This is a genomic window from Luteimonas sp. FCS-9 (assembly GCF_001014645.1).
GTDB lineage: Bacteria > Pseudomonadota > Gammaproteobacteria > Xanthomonadales > Xanthomonadaceae > Luteimonas.
In genome coordinates, this window is sequence record NZ_LASZ01000020.1 from 21,828 (window position 1) to 38,966 (window position 17,139).

General features: G+C 70.5%; 19 protein-coding genes, 1 tRNA gene and 1 pseudogene. 16 read left to right on the plus strand and 5 right to left on the minus strand.

The features are described 5' to 3' along the window. Window positions 1–49: 49 nt before the first annotated feature. From WQ56_RS14710 to WQ56_RS18210, 4 genes and pseudogenes are all read left to right on the plus strand, one after another. Complete coding sequence (locus WQ56_RS14710) at window positions 50–628, plus strand: aminodeoxychorismate/anthranilate synthase component II (protein ID WP_047137896.1); 579 nt, start codon at window positions 50–52, stop codon at window positions 626–628. An 82-nt stretch (window positions 629–710) separates the two neighbouring features. Then, entirely contained in the window at window positions 711–1,751 is a 1,041-nt protein-coding gene (gene trpD, locus WQ56_RS14715) for an anthranilate phosphoribosyltransferase (RefSeq protein ID WP_047137897.1), read from the plus strand. Between the two features lie 79 nt (window positions 1,752–1,830). Beyond that, window positions 1,831–2,622: pseudogene (gene trpC, locus WQ56_RS19370) on the plus strand (indole-3-glycerol phosphate synthase TrpC); the annotation flags it as partial. Window positions 2,623–2,841: 219 nt separating this feature from the next. Then, window positions 2,842–3,552: a haloacid dehalogenase-like hydrolase gene (locus tag WQ56_RS18210; RefSeq protein WP_156170567.1), complete on the plus strand. Its 711-nt coding sequence runs from the start codon at window positions 2,842–2,844 to the stop codon at window positions 3,550–3,552. Between the two features lie 112 nt (window positions 3,553–3,664). Here the strand turns inward: WQ56_RS18210 and WQ56_RS14725 are convergent, their stop codons facing one another. From WQ56_RS14725 to crp, 3 genes are read right to left on the minus strand one after another with little or no spacing between them, the layout of a single operon-like run. Further along, on the minus strand, window positions 3,665–4,414 hold the full coding sequence (locus WQ56_RS14725; protein WP_047137898.1) for a sulfite exporter TauE/SafE family protein: 750 nt from the start codon (window positions 4,412–4,414) through the stop codon (window positions 3,665–3,667). Window positions 4,415–4,474: 60 nt separating this feature from the next. After that, entirely contained in the window at window positions 4,475–4,948 is a 474-nt protein-coding gene (locus WQ56_RS14730; protein ID WP_047137899.1) for a GNAT family N-acetyltransferase, read from the minus strand. A gap of 6 nt (window positions 4,949–4,954) precedes the next feature. Continuing rightward, window positions 4,955–5,644, minus strand: coding sequence for a cAMP-activated global transcriptional regulator CRP (crp, locus tag WQ56_RS14735; RefSeq protein ID WP_047137900.1), 690 nt, complete (start codon window positions 5,642–5,644; stop codon window positions 4,955–4,957). A 135-nt stretch (window positions 5,645–5,779) separates the two neighbouring features. Here crp and speD point away from each other — a divergent pair, with 135 nt between their 5' ends. Next, window positions 5,780–6,571 carry an adenosylmethionine decarboxylase gene (speD, locus tag WQ56_RS14740; protein WP_047137901.1) on the plus strand — a complete coding sequence of 264 codons (792 nt, stop codon included), beginning with the start codon at window positions 5,780–5,782 and terminating at the stop codon, window positions 6,569–6,571. 335 nt (window positions 6,572–6,906) lie between these two features. Here speD and coq7 read toward each other — a convergent pair whose 3' ends face one another. Next, window positions 6,907–7,554 carry a 2-polyprenyl-3-methyl-6-methoxy-1,4-benzoquinone monooxygenase gene (gene coq7 / locus WQ56_RS14745; protein ID WP_047137902.1) on the minus strand — a complete coding sequence of 216 codons (648 nt, stop codon included), beginning with the start codon at window positions 7,552–7,554 and terminating at the stop codon, window positions 6,907–6,909. Window positions 7,555–7,761: 207 nt separating this feature from the next. Between coq7 and rplM the strand changes: the two genes are divergently transcribed. From rplM to maiA, 6 genes are all read left to right on the plus strand, one after another. Next, on the plus strand, window positions 7,762–8,190 hold the full coding sequence (rplM, locus tag WQ56_RS14750; RefSeq protein ID WP_047137903.1) for a 50S ribosomal protein L13: 429 nt from the start codon (window positions 7,762–7,764) through the stop codon (window positions 8,188–8,190). Between the two features lie 3 nt (window positions 8,191–8,193). After that, window positions 8,194–8,586 carry a 30S ribosomal protein S9 gene (rpsI, locus tag WQ56_RS14755; RefSeq protein WP_047137904.1) on the plus strand — a complete coding sequence of 131 codons (393 nt, stop codon included), beginning with the start codon at window positions 8,194–8,196 and terminating at the stop codon, window positions 8,584–8,586. A gap of 90 nt (window positions 8,587–8,676) precedes the next feature. Further along, a tRNA-Gln gene (locus WQ56_RS14760) sits at window positions 8,677–8,751 on the plus strand. 115 nt (window positions 8,752–8,866) lie between these two features. Beyond that, window positions 8,867–9,601 carry a 2OG-Fe dioxygenase family protein gene (locus tag WQ56_RS14765; RefSeq protein WP_047137905.1) on the plus strand — a complete coding sequence of 245 codons (735 nt, stop codon included), beginning with the start codon at window positions 8,867–8,869 and terminating at the stop codon, window positions 9,599–9,601. 58 nt (window positions 9,602–9,659) lie between these two features. Beyond that, window positions 9,660–10,661 carry a fumarylacetoacetate hydrolase family protein gene (locus WQ56_RS14770; protein WP_047137906.1) on the plus strand — a complete coding sequence of 334 codons (1,002 nt, stop codon included), beginning with the start codon at window positions 9,660–9,662 and terminating at the stop codon, window positions 10,659–10,661. Then, window positions 10,658–11,314, plus strand: coding sequence for a maleylacetoacetate isomerase (maiA, locus tag WQ56_RS14775; protein ID WP_047137907.1), 657 nt, complete (start codon window positions 10,658–10,660; stop codon window positions 11,312–11,314). Before WQ56_RS14770 ends, maiA begins: the two co-directional genes overlap by 4 nt. A 10-nt stretch (window positions 11,315–11,324) precedes the next feature. On the opposite strand, the gene WQ56_RS14780 is transcribed toward maiA, so the two are convergent. Then, window positions 11,325–12,437, minus strand: a complete 1,113-nt coding sequence (locus WQ56_RS14780; RefSeq protein WP_047137908.1) for a PilT/PilU family type 4a pilus ATPase — start codon at window positions 12,435–12,437, stop codon at window positions 11,325–11,327. Between WQ56_RS14780 and WQ56_RS14785 the strand changes: the two genes are divergently transcribed. From WQ56_RS14785 to WQ56_RS14805, 5 genes are all read left to right on the plus strand, one after another. Then, the gene (locus tag WQ56_RS14785; RefSeq protein ID WP_231583430.1) at window positions 12,430–12,912 is read left to right on the plus strand and encodes a DUF4398 domain-containing protein; all 483 of its coding nucleotides are present in this window, start codon (window positions 12,430–12,432) and stop codon (window positions 12,910–12,912) included. The two genes, WQ56_RS14780 and WQ56_RS14785, sit on opposite strands and share 8 nt — an antisense overlap. 2 nt (window positions 12,913–12,914) lie before the next feature. Next, complete coding sequence (locus WQ56_RS14790; RefSeq protein WP_156170564.1) at window positions 12,915–13,490, plus strand: hypothetical protein; 576 nt, start codon at window positions 12,915–12,917, stop codon at window positions 13,488–13,490. A gap of 479 nt (window positions 13,491–13,969) precedes the next feature. Continuing rightward, entirely contained in the window at window positions 13,970–14,191 is a 222-nt protein-coding gene (locus WQ56_RS14795; protein WP_047137910.1) for a YdcH family protein, read from the plus strand. A gap of 134 nt (window positions 14,192–14,325) precedes the next feature. Further along, window positions 14,326–15,702: a pyridoxal-phosphate dependent enzyme gene (locus WQ56_RS14800; protein WP_047137911.1), complete on the plus strand. Its 1,377-nt coding sequence runs from the start codon at window positions 14,326–14,328 to the stop codon at window positions 15,700–15,702. A gap of 184 nt (window positions 15,703–15,886) precedes the next feature. Continuing rightward, a complete protein-coding gene (locus WQ56_RS14805) occupies window positions 15,887–17,074 on the plus strand; it encodes a cystathionine gamma-synthase (RefSeq protein ID WP_047137912.1) in 1,188 nt (395 codons plus the stop codon). Window positions 17,075–17,139 lie beyond the last annotated feature (65 nt).

The window sequence follows — 17,139 nt, forward strand, 5'->3', positions numbered from 1 at the left end:
GTCGCGACGTCGCGTCACCCGATTCCCCGAACCGTCAGGGTGCGAAGACGTGCTGTTGATGCTCGACAACTACGACAGCTTCACCTGGAACCTCGTGCAGTACCTGCAGGCGCTCGGCGCCGAGGTCCGGGTGGAGCGCAACGACGCGTTGACCGTCGAGCAGATCGAGCGCCTCGCGCCCGAGCGCATCGTGATCTCGCCCGGCCCCTGCACGCCGAACGAGGCCGGCGTGTCCCTGGCGCTGATCGAGCGATTGGGCCCGACGGTGCCGATCCTGGGCGTGTGCCTGGGCCACCAGGCGCTCGGCCAGGCCTACGGCGGGCAGGTGGTCCGCGCCGGCCGGATCATGCACGGCAAGACCTCGCCGATCCGCCACGAGGGCCGCGGCGTGTTCGCCGGGCTGCCCGACCGGTTCGAGGCCACGCGCTACCACTCGCTGGTCGTCGAGCGCGCGTCGCTGCCCGACTGCCTGGAGGTCACCGCCTGGACCGAGCACGACGACGGCTCGGTCGAGGAGATCATGGGCCTGCGCCACCGCACGCACCCGGTCGAGGGCGTGCAGTTCCATCCCGAGTCGATCCTCACCGAGCACGGCCACGCGCTGCTGAAGACCTTCCTGACGCGCTGACCGCGGTCGGCGCGCGCCACCGTCGCGGACGACGGCGGCGGGATCTTCCCCGATCACGTATTCCCCAGCCCACGGATACCCCATGCCCATCACGCCCCACGAAGCCCTGCAACGCACGATCGAGCACCGCGAGATCTTCCGCGACGAGATGGTCGAGCTGATGCGCCAGATCATGCGCGGCGAGGTGTCGCCGCTGATGACCGCGGCGATCCTGTCGGGGCTGCGGGTGAAGAAGGAGACCGTCGACGAGATCGCCGGCGCCGCGCAGGTCATGCGCGAGTTCGCGCTGCCCGTCCCGGTCGCCGACGCGGACCGGGCGCAGCTGGTCGACATCGTCGGCACCGGCGGCGACGGCGCGCACACGTTCAACATCTCCACGGCGAGCATGTTCGTGGTCGCCGCGGCCGGGGCCAAGGTCGCCAAGCACGGCAACCGCAGCGTGTCGTCGAAGTCCGGCAGCGCCGACGTGCTCGAGGCGCTGGGCGCGCGCATCGACCTGCAGCCCGACGCGGTCGCCGACTGCATCGCGCGTACCGGCATCGGCTTCATGTTCGCACCGGTGCACCACCCGGCGATGCAGGTCGTCGCGCCGGTGCGCCGCGAGATGGGCGTGCGCACGATCTTCAACATCCTCGGGCCGCTGACCAACCCGGCCGGCGCGCCGAACATCCTGATGGGGGTGTTCCACCCCGATCTGGTCGGCATCCAGGTCCGCGTGCTGCGGGAACTGGGCGCCGAGCGCGCGCTGGTGGTCTGGGGCCGCGACGGCATGGACGAGATCTCGCTGGGCGCCGGCACGCTGGTCGGCGAGCTGCGCGACGGCCAGGTGCGCGAGTACGAGATCCATCCCGAGGACTTCGGCATCGCGATGGCGGCCAGCCGCAACCTGCGCGTCGCCGACGCGGCCGAGTCGAAGGCGCTGCTGCTGTCCGCGCTCGACGACACGCCGGGCCTGGCGCGCGACATCGTCTGCCTCAACGCCGGCGCGGCGCTGTACGTCGCCGGCGTGGTCGACTCGATCGCCGACGGGGTCGTGCGCGCGGCCAAGGCGATCTCCGACGGCGGCGCGCGTGCGCGGCTGGACGCGTTCGTCGCGGCGACCGGCGGCCGCACCGCCGGCTGAAGACGCCGCCCCGCGGGCAGGAGCGGCGCCGCCTGCGGTATCGTGGGCGGCCCCCATCGTCCGCCGCGGCCCTACGATCTTGAACGACGTCCTGCAGCGCATCGTCGCGCGCAAACACGAAGAAGTGGCCGCGCGCCGCGCCGCCCGCCCGCTGGCCGAGATCGCCGCGCGTGCGGCCGATGCCGGCCCGGTGCGCGGGTTCGCCGCGGCGATCGAGGCCAGGATCGCCGCCGGCGATGCGGCGGTGATCGCCGAGGTCAAGAAGGCCAGCCCGTCGAAGGGCGTGATCCGCGCCGATTTCCACCCCGCCGACATCGCCCGCAGCTACGCCGCCGGCGGTGCCGCCTGCCTGTCGGTGCTGACCGATATCGACTTCTTCCAGGGGGCCGACGACTACCTGGTACAGGCGCGCGCCGCCTGTACGCTGCCGGTGCTGCGCAAGGACTTCATCGTCGATCCCTGGCAGGTGCACGAATCGCGCGCGCTCGGCGCCGACTGCATCCTGCTGATCGTCGCCGCGCTCGACGACCGCCAGCTCGTCGAACTGGCGGGGCTGGCGATGTCGATGGACCTCGACGTGCTGGTCGAGGTGCACGACATCGACGAGCTCGAGCGCGCGCTGCAGGTGCCCTCGCCGCTGCTGGGCATCAACAACCGCAGCCTGCGCAGCTTCGAGGTCTCGCTCGACACCACGTTGTCGCTGCAGGGCGCGGTGCCGCGCGACCGGCGCCTGGTCACCGAGAGCGGCATCCACACACGGGACGACGTCGCGCGGATGCGCGATGCCGGCGTGCAGGCGTTCCTGGTCGGCGAGGCCTTCATGCGCGAGCCCGATCCGGGCGCCGCGCTCGCCCGGCTGTTCTCGCCGGCCCCGCCCGCTCCGGACGTCATCGCGCCGCCCGCGGCCGCCTCCGAGGGGGCGGACGCTGCGGATGCGGCGCGCGTGCCGCTGACGCCGGTGATCGTCGACGCCGCCGCGCCGCCCGTCGCGGCGCCCGCGTCCGCACCGACCGGCGCGCCGCCGACGCTGGCCGGGCTGCTGGCACCGGCCGCGGCCGGCGATGCGGTGGCAGGTGCGGACGCGGAGGCGATCTCGCCGCCACAGGGCGCGCCGCGCACCGTGGTCTTCGATTTCGACCACACCCTCTACGACGGCGACTCGGGCACGCACCTGTTCCGCTGGCTGATCCGACGCAGCGCCTGGCGCACCGCGCTCGCCCTGCTGGCCACGCCGGTGCTCGGGCCGATGATCGCGTTCCTGCCGACGCGCCGCTACGGTATCTCCGGCTACGTCTGGATCGGCACCGTCGGGCTCGACAGCCGCGGGTCGCTCGACCGGCTGATCGACCTCTACGTCGCCCGCCATGCCGGCCAGATCCGCCCGCGGCTGCTGCCCGTCGCGCTCGACGCGCTGCACGGCCACCGCGAGGCCGGCGACCGCGTGGTCGTGGCGACCGGCGCGCCGCCGGAGCTGGCGCGTGCGATCCTGGCCTTCGTCGCGCACGAGACCGTGCCGGTGATCGGCACCGCGGTCGGCCCCAAGCTGGGCGCCGTCGTGGCCACGCGACACTGTCACGCCGAGGAGAAGATGCGGATGCTGCGCGAGCGCGGCTACGGCGACATCGACGTCGCCTATTCCGATTCGAGCGCCGACCTGCCGCTGCTCCGGGCGGCCAGGTCGCCGGTCGTCGTCAACCCGAAGGCGGGGACGGTGGCGATGTTCCGGCGCGAACTGCCGGCCGGCACGCCGATCCTCAACTGGGGCTGCGCCGACCGCGCCGGCGACCCGGTGCCCTCATGAGACCGCAGCACCACCTGTAGGCGCGCGCTCGCAGGCGAGGGGGCGTAATCGGGAAAGCCGGCTTCGCGCGCGAGCGCGCTCCTACAGGTCTACGTTCTGTCGGCGTTCCATGTCAGGCCAGCAGTGTCCGGCCGATCTGGTAGAGGCTGATCGCCATCACCAGCAGGCCCACCGCGAGCAGCACCCAGCGCTCGCGCACGTGGCGCACGAACAGCGCCGCCAGGGGCGCGGCGATCATGCCGCCGACCAGCAGGCCGAGCACGACGTCCAGGTGCTGGAGGCCGATGGTCAGGAAGAACGTGGCCGAGATCGACAGCGTGACCAGGAACTCGGCCGCGTTGACGGTGCCGATCGTGGTGCGCGCCACGCCGCCGCGCGCCAGCAGCGTCGAGGTCGCGACCGGGCCCCAGCCGCCACCGCCGCTGGCGTCGAGCAGGCCGGCGAAGAAGCCGAGCACCGGCATCCGCTGCACCTCGCGCCGGGGCAGCATCCGACCGGCGGCGCGCAGCAGGATCAGGACCGACAGCACCAGCAGGTAGGCGTAGATGAACGGGCGCACCACGTCGCCTGGCAGTTGGGTCAGCACATAGGCGCCGATCACGCCGCCGACCATGCCCGGGATCGCCAGGCGGAAGAACAGCCGCCGGTCGACGTTGCGCATCGCCAGGTGCGACACGCCCGAGGCGCCGGTCGTGAACACCTCGGCGGTGTGCACGCTGGCGCTGACCGCCGCCGGCGGCACGCCCATGCTCAGCAGCACCGAGGAGGACACCAGGCCGAACGCCATGCCCAGCGCGCCGTCGATCAGCTGGGCGGCCAGGCCGACCAGCACGAAGAACAGGAATTGGTCGCCGAGCGCCATGTGCGGTCCGTTGCCATCGTCGGCGACAGCATACCGGCCGCCGGGGACGCCGCCGTCGCGTCAGGCGTCGCCGAGCCGCTTGATGAAGCGCAGGGTGCCGTCGGAGAAGCCGCAGGCCCGGTAGAACGCGTGTGCATCGCTGCGCTGCGAGCCGCTGGTCAGCTCCAGGCGCGCAGCCCCGCCGAAGCGCGCACGGCGCTCGGCCTCCTTCAGCAGCTGGCGTCCCAGTCCCTGGCCCTTGGCCGTGTCGGTGACCACCAGCGCGGTGATCCGGCACGTTGTCGTGCCCAGCGGCAGGTAGTACATGAAGTCCAGCGCGACCAGCCCGCAGACCCGCCCGCCGCTGCGCGCCACGACCAGCGCCTGGCGGTCGTTGGCGGTCACCGCGACGATGCGCTCGCGCGCCTCGGCGACCCCGCAGGGGTAGCCCATTTCCGACAGCAGCGCGGCGACGTCGTCGGCGTCGATCGCCGACGCGCTGCGCAGGTCGGCATCGGGCAGGTCGCCCCGCGGTCCGAAATGGCCGGCGCCCATGGCCGCCTACCGGGTCCCGAACAGCACGACGGTCTTGCCGCGCGCGGTGAGCTTGCCGTCGGCCTGCAGCTTCTTGAGCACGCGGCCGGCCATCTCGCGCGAGCAGCCGACCAGCCGCGCGAGCTCCTGCCGCGAGATCCGCAACTGGGTGCCCTGCGGGTGGCTCATCGCATCGGGTTCGCGGGTCAGGTCGTGGAGCGTGCGCACGATGCGGTCGGTGACGTCCAGGAACGCCAGCCGGCCGGCCTTGCGGCTGGTGTCGAGCAGCCGGCGCGAAAGCTGCGCGCCGATCGCGTGCATGATCGAGGTCGCGTCGCCGGCCAGCGTGGTCTCGAACAGCTGGTGCAGCCGCTCGTAGCTGATCTCGGCCAGCTCGCACTGGGTGCGGGTGCGCAGGATGACCTCGCGCACGTCCGACTCGATGAACAGCCCCATCTCGCCGACCATCTCGCCCGGCCCGAAGTAGCCCAGGACCAGTTCGCGGCCGTCGTCCTCCTCGGTGATGATGCTGACCGACCCGCTGACCACGTAGTACAGCGTGCCCGCCGGATCGCCCGGCCGGAACACCTCGCTGCGCGGCGGGTAGCGCCGGCGGTGGCAATGGGCGAGGAAGCGCTCGATCGCCGCTGCCGAAGGCGACATCGGATGCGGCGTGCGGACGTGGGGACTCATCAGGGCCACGGAGTTGGGGAGCATGAGGCGTCGCAGCAAGGAATGCCGAAGAGTAGGCGGTCGGCCCGCCGGGGGCAAACGGCCGCGACACGAGGTCGCGGGTGGCCCCCGGTTTGCCGCATAATCGCCGTTTCGCCCAACCCCCGAGGGTCGACCGCTGTGGTCAAACCGCTCCCGCGCCTGAAGCTCCAGGGTTTCAACAACCTGACCAAGGCCCTGTCGTTCAACATCTACGACGTCTGCTACGCCGCGTCCGAGGACGAGCGGCAGCGCTACATCGCCTACATCGACGAGGTCTACAACGCCGACCGGCTGACGCAGATCCTGACCGACGTGGCCGAGATCATCGGCGCCAACATCCTCAACGTCGCGCGCCAGGACTACGAGCCGCAGGGCGCGTCGGTGACGATCCTCATTTCCGAGGAGCCGGTGATCGACAAGTCGCAGGCCAAGGGCGTGATCTCCGACGCGGTGGTCGCGCACCTGGACAAGTCGCACATCACCGTGCACACCTATCCGGAAACGCACCCCGACAACGGCATCGCGACCTTCCGCGCCGACATCGACGTGGCCACCTGCGGCGTGATCTCGCCGCTCAAGGCGCTCAACTACCTGATCGAGAGCCTCGAGTCGGACATCGTGACGATGGACTACCGCGTGCGCGGCTTCACCCGCGACGTGAAGGGCAAGAAGCACTACATCGACCACAAGATCAACTCGATCCAGGATTACCTGGCCAAGAACATCAAGTCGCGGTACGACGCGCTCGACGTGAACGTCTACCAGGAGAACATCTTCCACACGAAGATGCATCTCAAGGATTTCGACCTCGACCAGTACCTGTTCGAGGAGAAGGCGCGCAACCTCTCGTTCAAGGACCGGATGAAGATCGAGGCCCGCCTCAAGCGCGAGATCGAGGAGCTGTACCACGGGCGCAACCTCGTCGACTGACGCGGTTCTTCGGGATTGGGGATTTGCGGTTCGTGAAAGCGTGATCCCGCCGGACCCCAGGCTTCAGCCGACAACGGCTCCGCATCGTGCGGGGCCGTTTTCCATTTGCGGGGCGCTTCGCCAATCCCGAATCCCCAATCCCGAATCCCCGGCTGTTGACGCGGTTCCTCGGGATTGGGGATTTGCGGTTCGTGAAAGCGTGATCCCGCCGGACCCCAGGCTTCAGCCGACAACGGCTCCGCATCGTGCGGGGCCGTTTTCCATTTGCGGGGCGCTTCGCCAATCCCGAATCCCCAATCCCGAATCCCCGGCTGTAGCACGGGCATTCGCCCGCGCTACAGCCGGTATGCCACCGTCTTCATCACCGACGAGGCGGCCGACATCATCGCGGGGATCGGCCACGGCAGCACGCGGGCGCCGGCCAGTTCGGCGTGGTCGGCGTGCCGGGCCTCGTCCTCCTTCATCTGGCGCAGGATGTCGCGGCTGCGCGCATCGGCCGGCGGCAGCGTCTCCAGGTGCTCGTCCAGGTGCGCCTCGACCTGGCGCTCGGTCTCGACCACGAAACCCAGGTTCCAGCCGTCGCCGCGCAGGCCGGCGAGCACGCCCAGCGCGTAGCTGCCGCCGTACCAGAGCGGGTTGAACACGCTGGGCCGGCTGTCGAGCTCGCGCAGGCGCTGCGCGCACCAGGCCAGGTGGTCGGTCTCCTCCTGGGCCGCCTCGAGCAGGTGGCGGCGGGTCTCCGGTTCCCGGGCGACCGCGGCCTGGCCGAAATACAGGCCCTGGGCGCAGACCTCGCCGACGTGGTTGATCCGCATCAGGCCGGCCGCGTGCTGCCGCTCCGGCGCATCGAGCACCACGTCCGGCGTTCCCGACGCCGGGTTGGGGCGGGCCGCGGGCGGGTTGCCGAAGACGGTGTCGAGCGCGCGCTGGCTCTCGACCAGCAGCCGGTCGAGCGGGCCGAATCGTGGCCGGACGTGGGTCATCGCGGTGCTCCAGTCTGCGGGGGAAGGAAGGCCATTGTCGGGAGTGCGCGCCGGCGACGCCAGCGCGGAACTTGGGCAAGTTGCACGCCCCCGGCCGGCGCGCTATCATCCCGCCTCTTTGCTGCACCGTACACAACGCGAGGCGACGTTCCGCCGGCCACCGGCGCAACCAGCCCGACCAGTCACCGACCGAGTACCAATCCCGTCATGAAGACTTTCACCGCCAAGTCCGAGACCGTCCAGCGCGACTGGTATCTCGTCGACGCCACCGGCAAGACGCTGGGCCGCCTGAGCGCGGAAATCGCCCACCGCCTGCGCGGCAAGCACAAGCCCGTCTACACCCCGCACGTCGACACCGGCGACTACATCGTCGTGGTCAACGCCGAGAAGATCGCGGTGACCGGCAAGAAGATGACCGACAAGCTCTATCACCGTTTCACGGGCTACATCGGCAACCTCAAGACCGAATCGCTGGGCCAGGCGCTCGAGCGCCATCCCGAGCGCGTGATCGAGATCGCCGTCAAGGGCATGCTGCCGAAGAATCCGCTCGGCCGTGCCATGTACCGCAAGCTCAAGGTGTACAAGGGTGCCGAGCATCCGCACGCCGCCCAGCAGCCGCAGCCCCTGGAACTCTAAGTCATGGCTATCACCCAGAATTACGGCACCGGCCGTCGCAAGTCCTCCGTCGCCCGCGTGTTCCTGCGCAAGGGCACCGGCAAGATCACCGTCAACGACCGTCCGCTCGACGAGTTCTTCGGCCGCGAGACCGCGCGCATGATCGTGCGCCAGCCGCTCGAGCTGACCCAGAACACCGAGACCTTCGACGTCGTCGTCACCGCGACCGGCGGCGGCACCACCGGCCAGGCCGGTGCGATCCGCCTGGGCATCTCGCGCGCGCTGGTCGAGTACGACGAGACGCTGAAGACCGAGCTGCGCAAGGCCGGGTTCATGACCCGCGATGCGCGCGAGGTCGAGCGCAAGAAGGTCGGCCTGCACAAGGCACGCCGCGCCACGCAGTTCTCCAAGCGCTGATCGCGCTGGTCCGGATCCGCGCTTCGCGCGTGGATCCGGGGTCGCCGGGACTTGCGATGTGCAGCGGTTTCGGCGGTACAATAGATCCATAGCCCCGTCGCCAAGCGGTAAGGCACCTGACTCTGACTCAGGCATTCGGTGGTTCGAATCCATCCGGGGCTGCCATACAAAACGAACGAGCCCGCCGAAAGGCGGGCTTTTTCGTGGGCGCACGCTCGTGTCCGGTGTCGCGCGACGCGACGTGGCCCGCAGGTCGCGCGACACGCCCTAGAATCCGCCGATGCACACCCATCTCCCGCCGCTGTCCCGTGCGACGACCGCAACCGCCGACCTGAAGGCCCGCGGCTTCGCGGTGCTGCCGCCCGACGCGCTGACCGACCTGTGCGGCGTCGCGATCGCCGGTCTCGAGGCGTTGCATCCGGATTGGGACGCGCTGCCTCCGGACGGCCACCTGCGCGACGGCGGGCGCTACCGCCGGCGCCGGCATGCCTGCTTCGTGCAGCACGCCGACCGGCTCGTGCCCGCGGCCCGGCGCGCGCACTGGCAGTCGGAGGCCTACAACGCGCTGCACGGTGGCATGCACCGATGGTTCGAGCCGATCCCGGCGCGCACCGCCGCCGCGCCGGCATGGACGGCGCTGGTCGTCGGCCTGGGCGCGGTGTTCGGCCAGGTCCGTGCCGGCCTGCCGTGGTACGTCGAGGCGCACCAGTTCCGCATCGACACGACCGACGGCATCGGCCGGCCAACGCCGGAGGGCGCGCATCGCGACGGCGTGGATTTCGTCGCGGTGCTGCTGGTGGCGCGCGAGGGCATCAAGGGCGGCGAAACTCGCGTCTTCGACGCCGACGGCCCCAACGGCCAGCGCTTCACGCTGACCCAACCCTGGTCGGCGCTGCTGCTCGACGACCACCGCGTCATCCACGAATCGACGCCGATCCAGCCGATCGACGACGCCGGTCATCGCGATACGCTGGTGCTGACCTATCGCAGCGGCGCGTTCCAGGGCGAGGACTGAACGCGGGCCGGCACTTGGTTACAATCGCAACGAATAGCCGACGCCAACCGGAGTTGCCATGAAGCTGGGTTCACTGAAGGAGGGCGGCCGCGACGGCACCCTGATCGTCGTCTCGCGCGAGCTGGCCACGGCGGTCCGCGCCACCGGGGTCGCGGCGACGCTGCAGCAGGCGCTCGACGACTGGTCGAACGCCGCGCCCCGGCTCAATGCGCTCTACGAATCGCTCAACGCCGGGGACGCGGATGGCGTGTTCGATCTCGACGTCGCCCGGCTCGCCGCGCCGCTGCCGCGCGCCTACGAGTTCGTCGACGGCAGCGCCTACCTGCCGCACGTCGAGCGCGTGCGACGTGCGCGCGGCGCCGAGGTGCCCGAGAGCTTCTATACCGATCCGCTGATGTATCAGGCGACCAGTGCCGGGTTCTACGGCCCGCGCGACACGGTCAAGGTGACCAGCGAAGACCACGGCATCGACCTGGAGGCCGAGATCGTCGTCGTCACCGACGACGTGCCGATGGCGGCGACGCCGGCGCAGGCGGCCGGCCACATCCAGCTCGTCGGCCTGGTCAACGACGTCAGTCTGCGCAACCTGATCCCGGGCGAGTTGGCCAAGGGTTTCGGTTTCCTGCAGTCCAAGCCGCGCTCGGCGCTGAGCCCGGTGTTCGTGACGCCCGACGAACTGGGCGAGGCGTGGCGCGACAACAAGGTGCACCTGCCGCTGCTGACCCACGTCAACGGCGCATGGTTCGGCGCGCCCGACGCGGGCGTGGACATGCAGTTCGACTTCGCGCAGCTGATCGCGCACGCGGCCAGGACGCGGCCGCTGACCGCCGGCACGATCGTCGGTTCGGGCACCATCGCCAATGCCGACACCGGCAAGGGCGCGTCGTGCTTCGCCGAGCGGCGCACCGTGGAGACGCTCGAGCACGGTGCGCCGAAGACGCCGTTCCTGTCGTTCGGCGACACCGTGCGCATCGAGATGCTCGATGCGTCGGGGGCCAGCATCTTCGGTGCGATCGAGCAGGTGGTCGAGCGCCACGCGCCTGCGGACGCGGACGCGTGAGCGACGCGCTGACGCTGTACGGCTACTGGCGCTCGAGCGCCGCGTACCGCGTGCGCATCGCGCTGCACCTCAAGGGCCTGGCGTTCGAGAGCGGGCCGGTGCACCTGCTGCGCGACGGCGGCGAGCAGCGCATGCCCGCGCACGCGGCGCGCAATCCGCAGCGGCTGGTGCCGGCGCTGCAGCACGGCGGGCGGATGCTGACCCAGTCACTGGCGATCATCGAATACCTCGACGAGACTTGGCCGGAGGTGCCGCTGCTGCCGGCGGACGCCTCGTCGCGGCAGCGCGCCCGCGCGCTCGCACAACTGGTCGCCTGCGACATCCATCCGCTCGGCAACCTGCGCGTGCTGCAGTTCCTCGAGCGCGAGTGGGGCATCGAGGCGGCCGGGCGCGCGCGCTGGATCGAGCGCTGGGTCGCCGACGGGCTCGCGGCATTCGAGGCGCTGCTCGGCGACGCGTCTGCGGCAGGCGCGTTCTGCGTCGGGAATACGCCCGGGCTCGCCGACTGCGCGCTGGTGCCGCAGCTCTACAACGCCCGGCGTTTCGGCATCGACCTCGCGCCGTACCCGCGCATCCTCGCGGTCGAGGCGGCATGCCTGGCGCTGCCGGCGTTCGCCGCCGCCCGGCCCGAGGTCCAGCCCGACGCCGCGTAGGCCCGCGGCGCTACAGCGTCTGCGGCGCGAACACGTCCGCGTACGGGTCGTGGGCCTCCGTCGCGCCCTCCGACAGCCGGAACTTCAGGTCCAGGCCGTCGCGCGAGTCGGCGGCGCGCAGCGCGGTCTCGCGCGCGATGCGCCCGCTCTTGTAGAGCCGGTACAGGCACTGGTCGAAGGTCTCCATGCCGTCCTCGAGCGACTCCTCCATCGCCTGCTTGACCTCGTGGACCTGGCCGCGGCGCAGCAGGTCGCGGATCGTCGGCGTATTGAGCAGCACTTCGGTGGCCGGCAGGCGGCGACCGTCCACGCCCTCGACCAGGCGCTGGGAGACCACGGCGCGCAGGTTCAGCGACAGGTTCATCAGCACGTTCTTGTGCGCGGCCTCGGGGAAGAAGTTGAGGATGCGCTCGATCGTCTGGTCGGCGTTGTTGGAATGCAGCGTCGCCAGGCACAAGTGCCCGGTCTCGGCGAACGCGATCGCCGCCTCCATCGTCGTCGCGTCGAGGATCTCGCCGATCAGGATCACGTCCGGCGCTTCGCGCATCGCGTTCTTGAGCGCGTTGTGGAAGGTCTGGGTGTCGATCCCGACCTCGCGCTGGTTGACCAGCGACTTCTTGTGCCGGTGCAGGTACTCGATGGGGTCCTCGATCGTGAGGATGTGGCCCGCGGTGCCCGCGTTGCGGTGGTCGATCATCGAGGCGAGCGTCGTCGACTTGCCCGACCCGGTCGAGCCGACGATCAGCACCAGCCCGCGCGGCGCCATGATCACGTCCTTGAGCACCTGCGGCAGCTGCAACTGCTCGATGTCCGGGATCCGGCCGCTGATCGCGCGCACCACCATGCTGGTCTCGCCGCGCTGGCGGAAGACGTTGATGCGGAAACGGCCGACCTCGGGCAGCGAGTAGGCCAGATTCATCTCCAGGTCGCGCTCGAAGCGCCGGACCTGCTGCTCGTCCATCAGCGCGTAGGCGACCTGGCGCACGACGCCGGGCGCCAAGTTCGTGCCCTCGAGCGGTTGCAGCCGGCCCTCGACCTTGATGTGGATCGGCGCGCCGGTGCTCAGGAACATGTCCGACGCGTGCTGCTCCGTCATCAGCTTCAGGAAATGGCCGATGTCCATGTACGAATTCCCCACGGGCGTCCGGGACGCATTGCGCGTGCCGGTATTGCTGACGACAATGCCCGCAATCACGCTCTCCGGGCACGACGGTTCGATGAAGACAAGCTTCGCATACATCCGGCCGGCGCTGCGCGCGTCCGTGCTCGCATGCGCCCTGTTGCTCGCCGCCTGCGCCAGCCAGCCGCCGCCGACCGAGGAACTGGCCGCCGCCCGGCTGTCGGTCGCGCGCGCCGGCGACGGCGATGCCGACCAGTACGCACCGACCCAGATCGCCCAGGCGCGCCGCGCGCTCGAGCAGGCCCAGGCCGCGGCCGGCAATGGCCGCGACGCCGAGGCGCGGACGCTGGCGCTGTCGGCGTCCGCGCTCGCCGATCTCGCGCACGCCCGCGCGCGCCAGGCCGTCACCGAATCGGAACTGGCGCAGCGCCGGGCCGAGATCACGAACCTGCGGCAGCGGCTGCAGGTGGAGGAATGAGCATGCGCCTGCCGATCCTGATGCTCGCCCTGGCGCTGGCCACGCCGGCGGCCTGGGCGCAGTCGAGCGACGACGCCGACGTGTCCGGCCTCCAGCGCCGCCTGCAGGCCATCGACGCCGACGCCGGGACCGCCGGCGCGGCCGCCTACGAACGCCTGCAGGCGCGCCAGGCGCTGGCCGCGCTGGCTGCGGCGAAGAGCAGCCAGCGCGCTTCGGCGCTGCAGATCGCGCAGTGGCGGGTGGAGACGGCCGAGATCGCGGCGCAGACCGAGGTCGCGCGGCGGGAGCTGGGCGAACTCGAGCGCGAGCGCGGCCAGTTGCTGGTCGACGCCAGCCGGCAGGACGCGGTACGCGCCCGCCAGGAGGCCGAGCGGCTGCGCATCCAGGCGCAGATCCAGGCCGAGGAGGCCGCGCGCCTCCGCCTGGCGGCCGAGGAGGAGCTGGCCGCCCGCCAGCAGGCCGAGACCGTGTTGCAGGGCGTGGCGAGTGGCGAGGCCGCCAAGCTGCGTGCTGCACGGCAGCGCGAGGCCGAGCTCAAGCGCCGCGAGGCCGAGCTGCTCAAGAGCCTGGAGCCTTGAGGTCCCACTGCGCCGGCCTCGCCGGCGCGGTGCCCGGGACTTGGGCTCAGTTGCCCGGACGGGCGGTGGTGCACCCTGATCCTGCAGCCGGCCTCACAACCATGAATCCAATTGGAATCAATGAGTTGGACGCGTCTTCACTCGCGGGCCGCGTCGTGGCGCGGTTGCGCGGGGCAGGCGGCCGGAAACGTTTACCGCGCTGACTGCGTCCGGCTGTCCGCGCCGTCCCGAGGGGCCTTGCCGCCGTCCCGGCCCGGGAGTAGGGTCGGATTCGCCGGGTGGCACGTTCCCTTGTCCCGCCGCCCGGTCAACGAGCCAGGCCGATGACCGAGATGATCCCCCACGAGGTCCCCGACGTCCGCCCACCGCGCGGCGTCGCATGCCTGATCGGATCGTCCGACGCCCGTTCCTGGATGCCGTCCCCGCAACGCCCCTGCCGTCGCCGGCCGGGGCGTTCGCATTCGTGTCAGGAGGATTTCATGTTCGAAGCGCACTCGCAGGTGGAACTCGAGGAAATCATGAAGGGCAATGTCGAGTTCCGACAGCTCTACTACCGGCACAAGGAGTTGGACAAGAAGGTGCTCAACGCCGAACTGGGCGTGTTGCCGGTGGACGAAGCCACGCTGTCGCAGATGAAACGCGAGAAGCTCGCCGCGAAGGACCGCCTGGCGTCGATGTACGACGCGATGCAGAAACACTGAGGTTCACGTCAGTCGCGGGCGGTGGCGGTCATCCTCGTCGGCCGCCATCGCCCGCGAATGCCGGGCGCCGGACCACCGGCGCCCCGGCGATGGGCGATAATTCCGGCCCGACCTTCCCACCGGACCGGATCCCCATGCCGATCGCCTCTTCCGTACTCGACCTGATCGCCGACACCCCGATCGTCAAGGCGCGCAGCCTCGACGCCGGCGTCTGCGAGCTGTACTTCAAGCTCGAGAACCAGAATCCCGGCGGCTCGATCAAGGACCGGATCGGCCTGAGCATGATCGAGGCGGCCGAGCAGCGCGGAGACATCGCGCCCGGCGCCACGCTGGTCGAGGGCACGGCCGGCAATACCGGTATCGGCCTGGCGCTGGTGGCCCAGCAGAAGGGCTACAAGCTGATCCTGGTCGTCCCCGACAAGATGAGCCGCGAGAAGATCTTCAACCTCAAGGCGATGGGCGCCGAGGTCGTGCTCACGCGCTCGGACGTCGCCAAGGGCCATCCGGAGTACTACCAGGACCTCGCCGCACGCATCGCCGCCGAGACGCCAGGGGCCTACTTCATCAACCAGTTCGGCAACCCCGACAACCCCGCCGCGCACGAGCACGGCACCGGCCCCGAGATCCTGCGGCAGATGGCCGAGGTCGGCGGCCTGGACGCGATCGTCTTCGGCTGCGGCAGCTCGGGCACGATGACCGGCCTGTCGCGCTGCTTCGCCCAACACGCCCCCGATGTCGAGCTGGTGCTGGCCGATCCCGTCGGCTCGATCCTGGCCGAGTACATCAACGAAGGCACGCTCAACGAGAAGTCGGGCAGCTGGATGGTCGAGGGCATCGGCGAGGACTTCCTGCCCGGCATCTCCGATTTCTCGCGCGTCGGCCAGGCCTACGCGATCAGCGACCGCGAGAGCTTCCTGGCCGCGCGCGAGCTGCTGCAGGCCGAAGGCATCCTCGGCGGCTCCTCGACCGGTACGCTGCTGGCGGCCGCGCTCAAGTACTGCCGCGCGCAGACGCGCCCAAAGAAGGTGCTCGTGTTCGTCTGCGACACCGGCAACAAGTACCTGAGCAAGCTCTACAACGACTACTGGATGCTCGACAACGGCTTCATCGAGCGCGAGCAGCACGGCGACCTGCGCGACCTGATCCTGCGCCCGTACTCGCGCCGCGACACCGTCGTGCTGGCGCCGGGCGATCTGCTGGTCACCGCCTACCAGCGCATGAAGCTCTACGAGATCTCGCAGCTGCCGGTCATGGAGGGCGACCGCATCGTCGGCATCCTCGACGAGAGCGACGTGCTGCTGCACGTCTACGGCGACGAGGCCCGCTTCCGCGATCCGGTGTCGACGGCGATGGTCAGCAAGCTCGACTTCCTCGACGTCAAGTCGCCGGTCGAGGCGCTGCTGCCGGTGTTCGACCGCGGGCAGGTCGCGATCGTCACTGACGGCGACCGCTTCCTTGGCCTGATCACGCGGATCGACCTGCTGAACTACCTGCGGCGGCGGGTGCAGTAGCCCCCGCACGCCGGGCGACCCTGCTGCCGGGACGCCGCGACGCCCGGCGCGCAGGGGCGTGATCGCGGCGCGCCGCGGCCCAGGCTGAACGGGGCGCGCACGACGTCCGGCACGTGTCCGGGCGCCGCGGGGCGCGTAGGGCCCGGTGCTAGAATCGCCGGCCAGTCGAACAGGACCTTCTTCCATGACCGACGACCGCAATGCGGCCGATCCGGCGCAGTGGACACTCGGCACCAAGGCCATCCACGCCGGCCAGTCGCCCGACCCCAGCACCGGCGCGGTGATGCCGCCGATCTACGCGACGTCCACGTACGCGCAGTCCAGCCCGGGCGAGCACCAGGGCTTCGAGTACTCGCGCACGCACAACCCGACCCGCTTCGCCTACGAGCGCTGCGTCGCGGGCCTGGAAGGCGGCAGCCGCGGCTTCGCATTCGCCTCGGGTATGGCCGCGACCGCGACCCTGCTCGAATTGCTCGACAGCGGCGACCACGTCATCGCGATGGACGACCTGTACGGCGGCACCTATCGCCTGTTCGAGCGCGTGCGCACGCGCAGCGCCGGCCTGTCCTTCAGCTACGTCGACCTGACCGATCCCGAGGCGTTCGACGCCGCGGTGACCGACCGGACGAAGCTCGTCTGGATCGAGACGCCGACCAATCCGATGCTCAAGATCGTCGACATCCAGGCGATCGCCGAGCGGGCGCACCGCCGCGGCCTGCGCGTCGTCGTCGACAACACGTTCGCCTCGCCGATCGTGCAGCGCCCCCTCGAGCAGGGCGCCGACATCGTCATGCACTCGGCCACCAAGTACCTCAACGGCCATTCGGACATGGTCGGCGGCGTCCTCGTCGTCGGCGACGATGCCGAGCTGGCGGACCGGATCGCGTTCCTGCAGAACTCCGCCGGCGCCGTCCAGGGCCCGTTCGACAGCTTCCTGGCGCTGCGTGGCCTCAAGACGCTGCACCTGCGCATGCGCGCGCACTGCGAGAACGCCCAGGCCCTGGCCGAGTTTCTCGAGGGCCATGCCGCGGTCGAGCAGGTGATCTACCCCGGCCTGTCCTCGCACCCGCAGCACGCGCTGGCCAAGCGCCAGATGGACGGCTTCGGCGGCATCGTCTCGGTCCGCCTCAAGGGCGGCTACGCCGCCGCGCAGCGTTTCTGCGAGCGTACGGAACTGTTCACCCTGGCCGAATCGCTCGGTGGCGTGGAGAGCCTGGTCAACCACCCGGCGGTGATGACGCACGCCTCGGTGCCCGTCGAGCGGCGCGCGCAGCTTGGGATCCACGATGATCTGGTGCGGTTGAGTGTGGGGGTGGAGGACGTGGAGGATCTGCGGGCGGATCTCGATCAGGCCTTGGCCGTAGCGCTATGAGCTTGACGCACGCTGCGTCGCTGCACCCTGGCGATCAGGGCATCTTTTGGCCCGCAAGCGCCTAG

Bases quoted from the DNA above. Each gene is read 5' to 3' on its own strand.
- trpD (WP_047137897.1), top strand. From the start codon at position 711: ATGCCCATCACGCCCCACGAAGCCCTGCAACGCACGATCGAGCACCGC.
- WQ56_RS14725 (WP_047137898.1), bottom strand. From the start codon at position 4,414: ATGGCGCTCGGCGACCAATTCCTGTTCTTCGTGCTGGTCGGCCTGGCC.
- WQ56_RS14730 (WP_047137899.1), bottom strand. From the start codon at position 4,948: ATGGGCGCCGGCCATTTCGGACCGCGGGGCGACCTGCCCGATGCCGAC.
- crp (WP_047137900.1), bottom strand. From the start codon at position 5,644: ATGCTCCCCAACTCCGTGGCCCTGATGAGTCCCCACGTCCGCACGCCG.
- coq7 (WP_047137902.1), bottom strand. From the start codon at position 7,554: ATGACCCACGTCCGGCCACGATTCGGCCCGCTCGACCGGCTGCTGGTC.
- rplM (WP_047137903.1), top strand. From the start codon at position 7,762: ATGAAGACTTTCACCGCCAAGTCCGAGACCGTCCAGCGCGACTGGTAT.
- rpsI (WP_047137904.1), top strand. From the start codon at position 8,194: ATGGCTATCACCCAGAATTACGGCACCGGCCGTCGCAAGTCCTCCGTC.
- WQ56_RS14765 (WP_047137905.1), top strand. From the start codon at position 8,867: ATGCACACCCATCTCCCGCCGCTGTCCCGTGCGACGACCGCAACCGCC.
- WQ56_RS14770 (WP_047137906.1), top strand. From the start codon at position 9,660: ATGAAGCTGGGTTCACTGAAGGAGGGCGGCCGCGACGGCACCCTGATC.
- WQ56_RS14785 (WP_231583430.1), top strand. From the start codon at position 12,430: ATGTCCATGTACGAATTCCCCACGGGCGTCCGGGACGCATTGCGCGTG.
- WQ56_RS14780 (WP_047137908.1), bottom strand. From the start codon at position 12,437: ATGGACATCGGCCATTTCCTGAAGCTGATGACGGAGCAGCACGCGTCG.
- WQ56_RS14790 (WP_156170564.1), top strand. From the start codon at position 12,915: ATGCGCCTGCCGATCCTGATGCTCGCCCTGGCGCTGGCCACGCCGGCG.
- WQ56_RS14795 (WP_047137910.1), top strand. From the start codon at position 13,970: ATGTTCGAAGCGCACTCGCAGGTGGAACTCGAGGAAATCATGAAGGGC.
- WQ56_RS14800 (WP_047137911.1), top strand. From the start codon at position 14,326: ATGCCGATCGCCTCTTCCGTACTCGACCTGATCGCCGACACCCCGATC.
- WQ56_RS14805 (WP_047137912.1), top strand. From the start codon at position 15,887: ATGACCGACGACCGCAATGCGGCCGATCCGGCGCAGTGGACACTCGGC.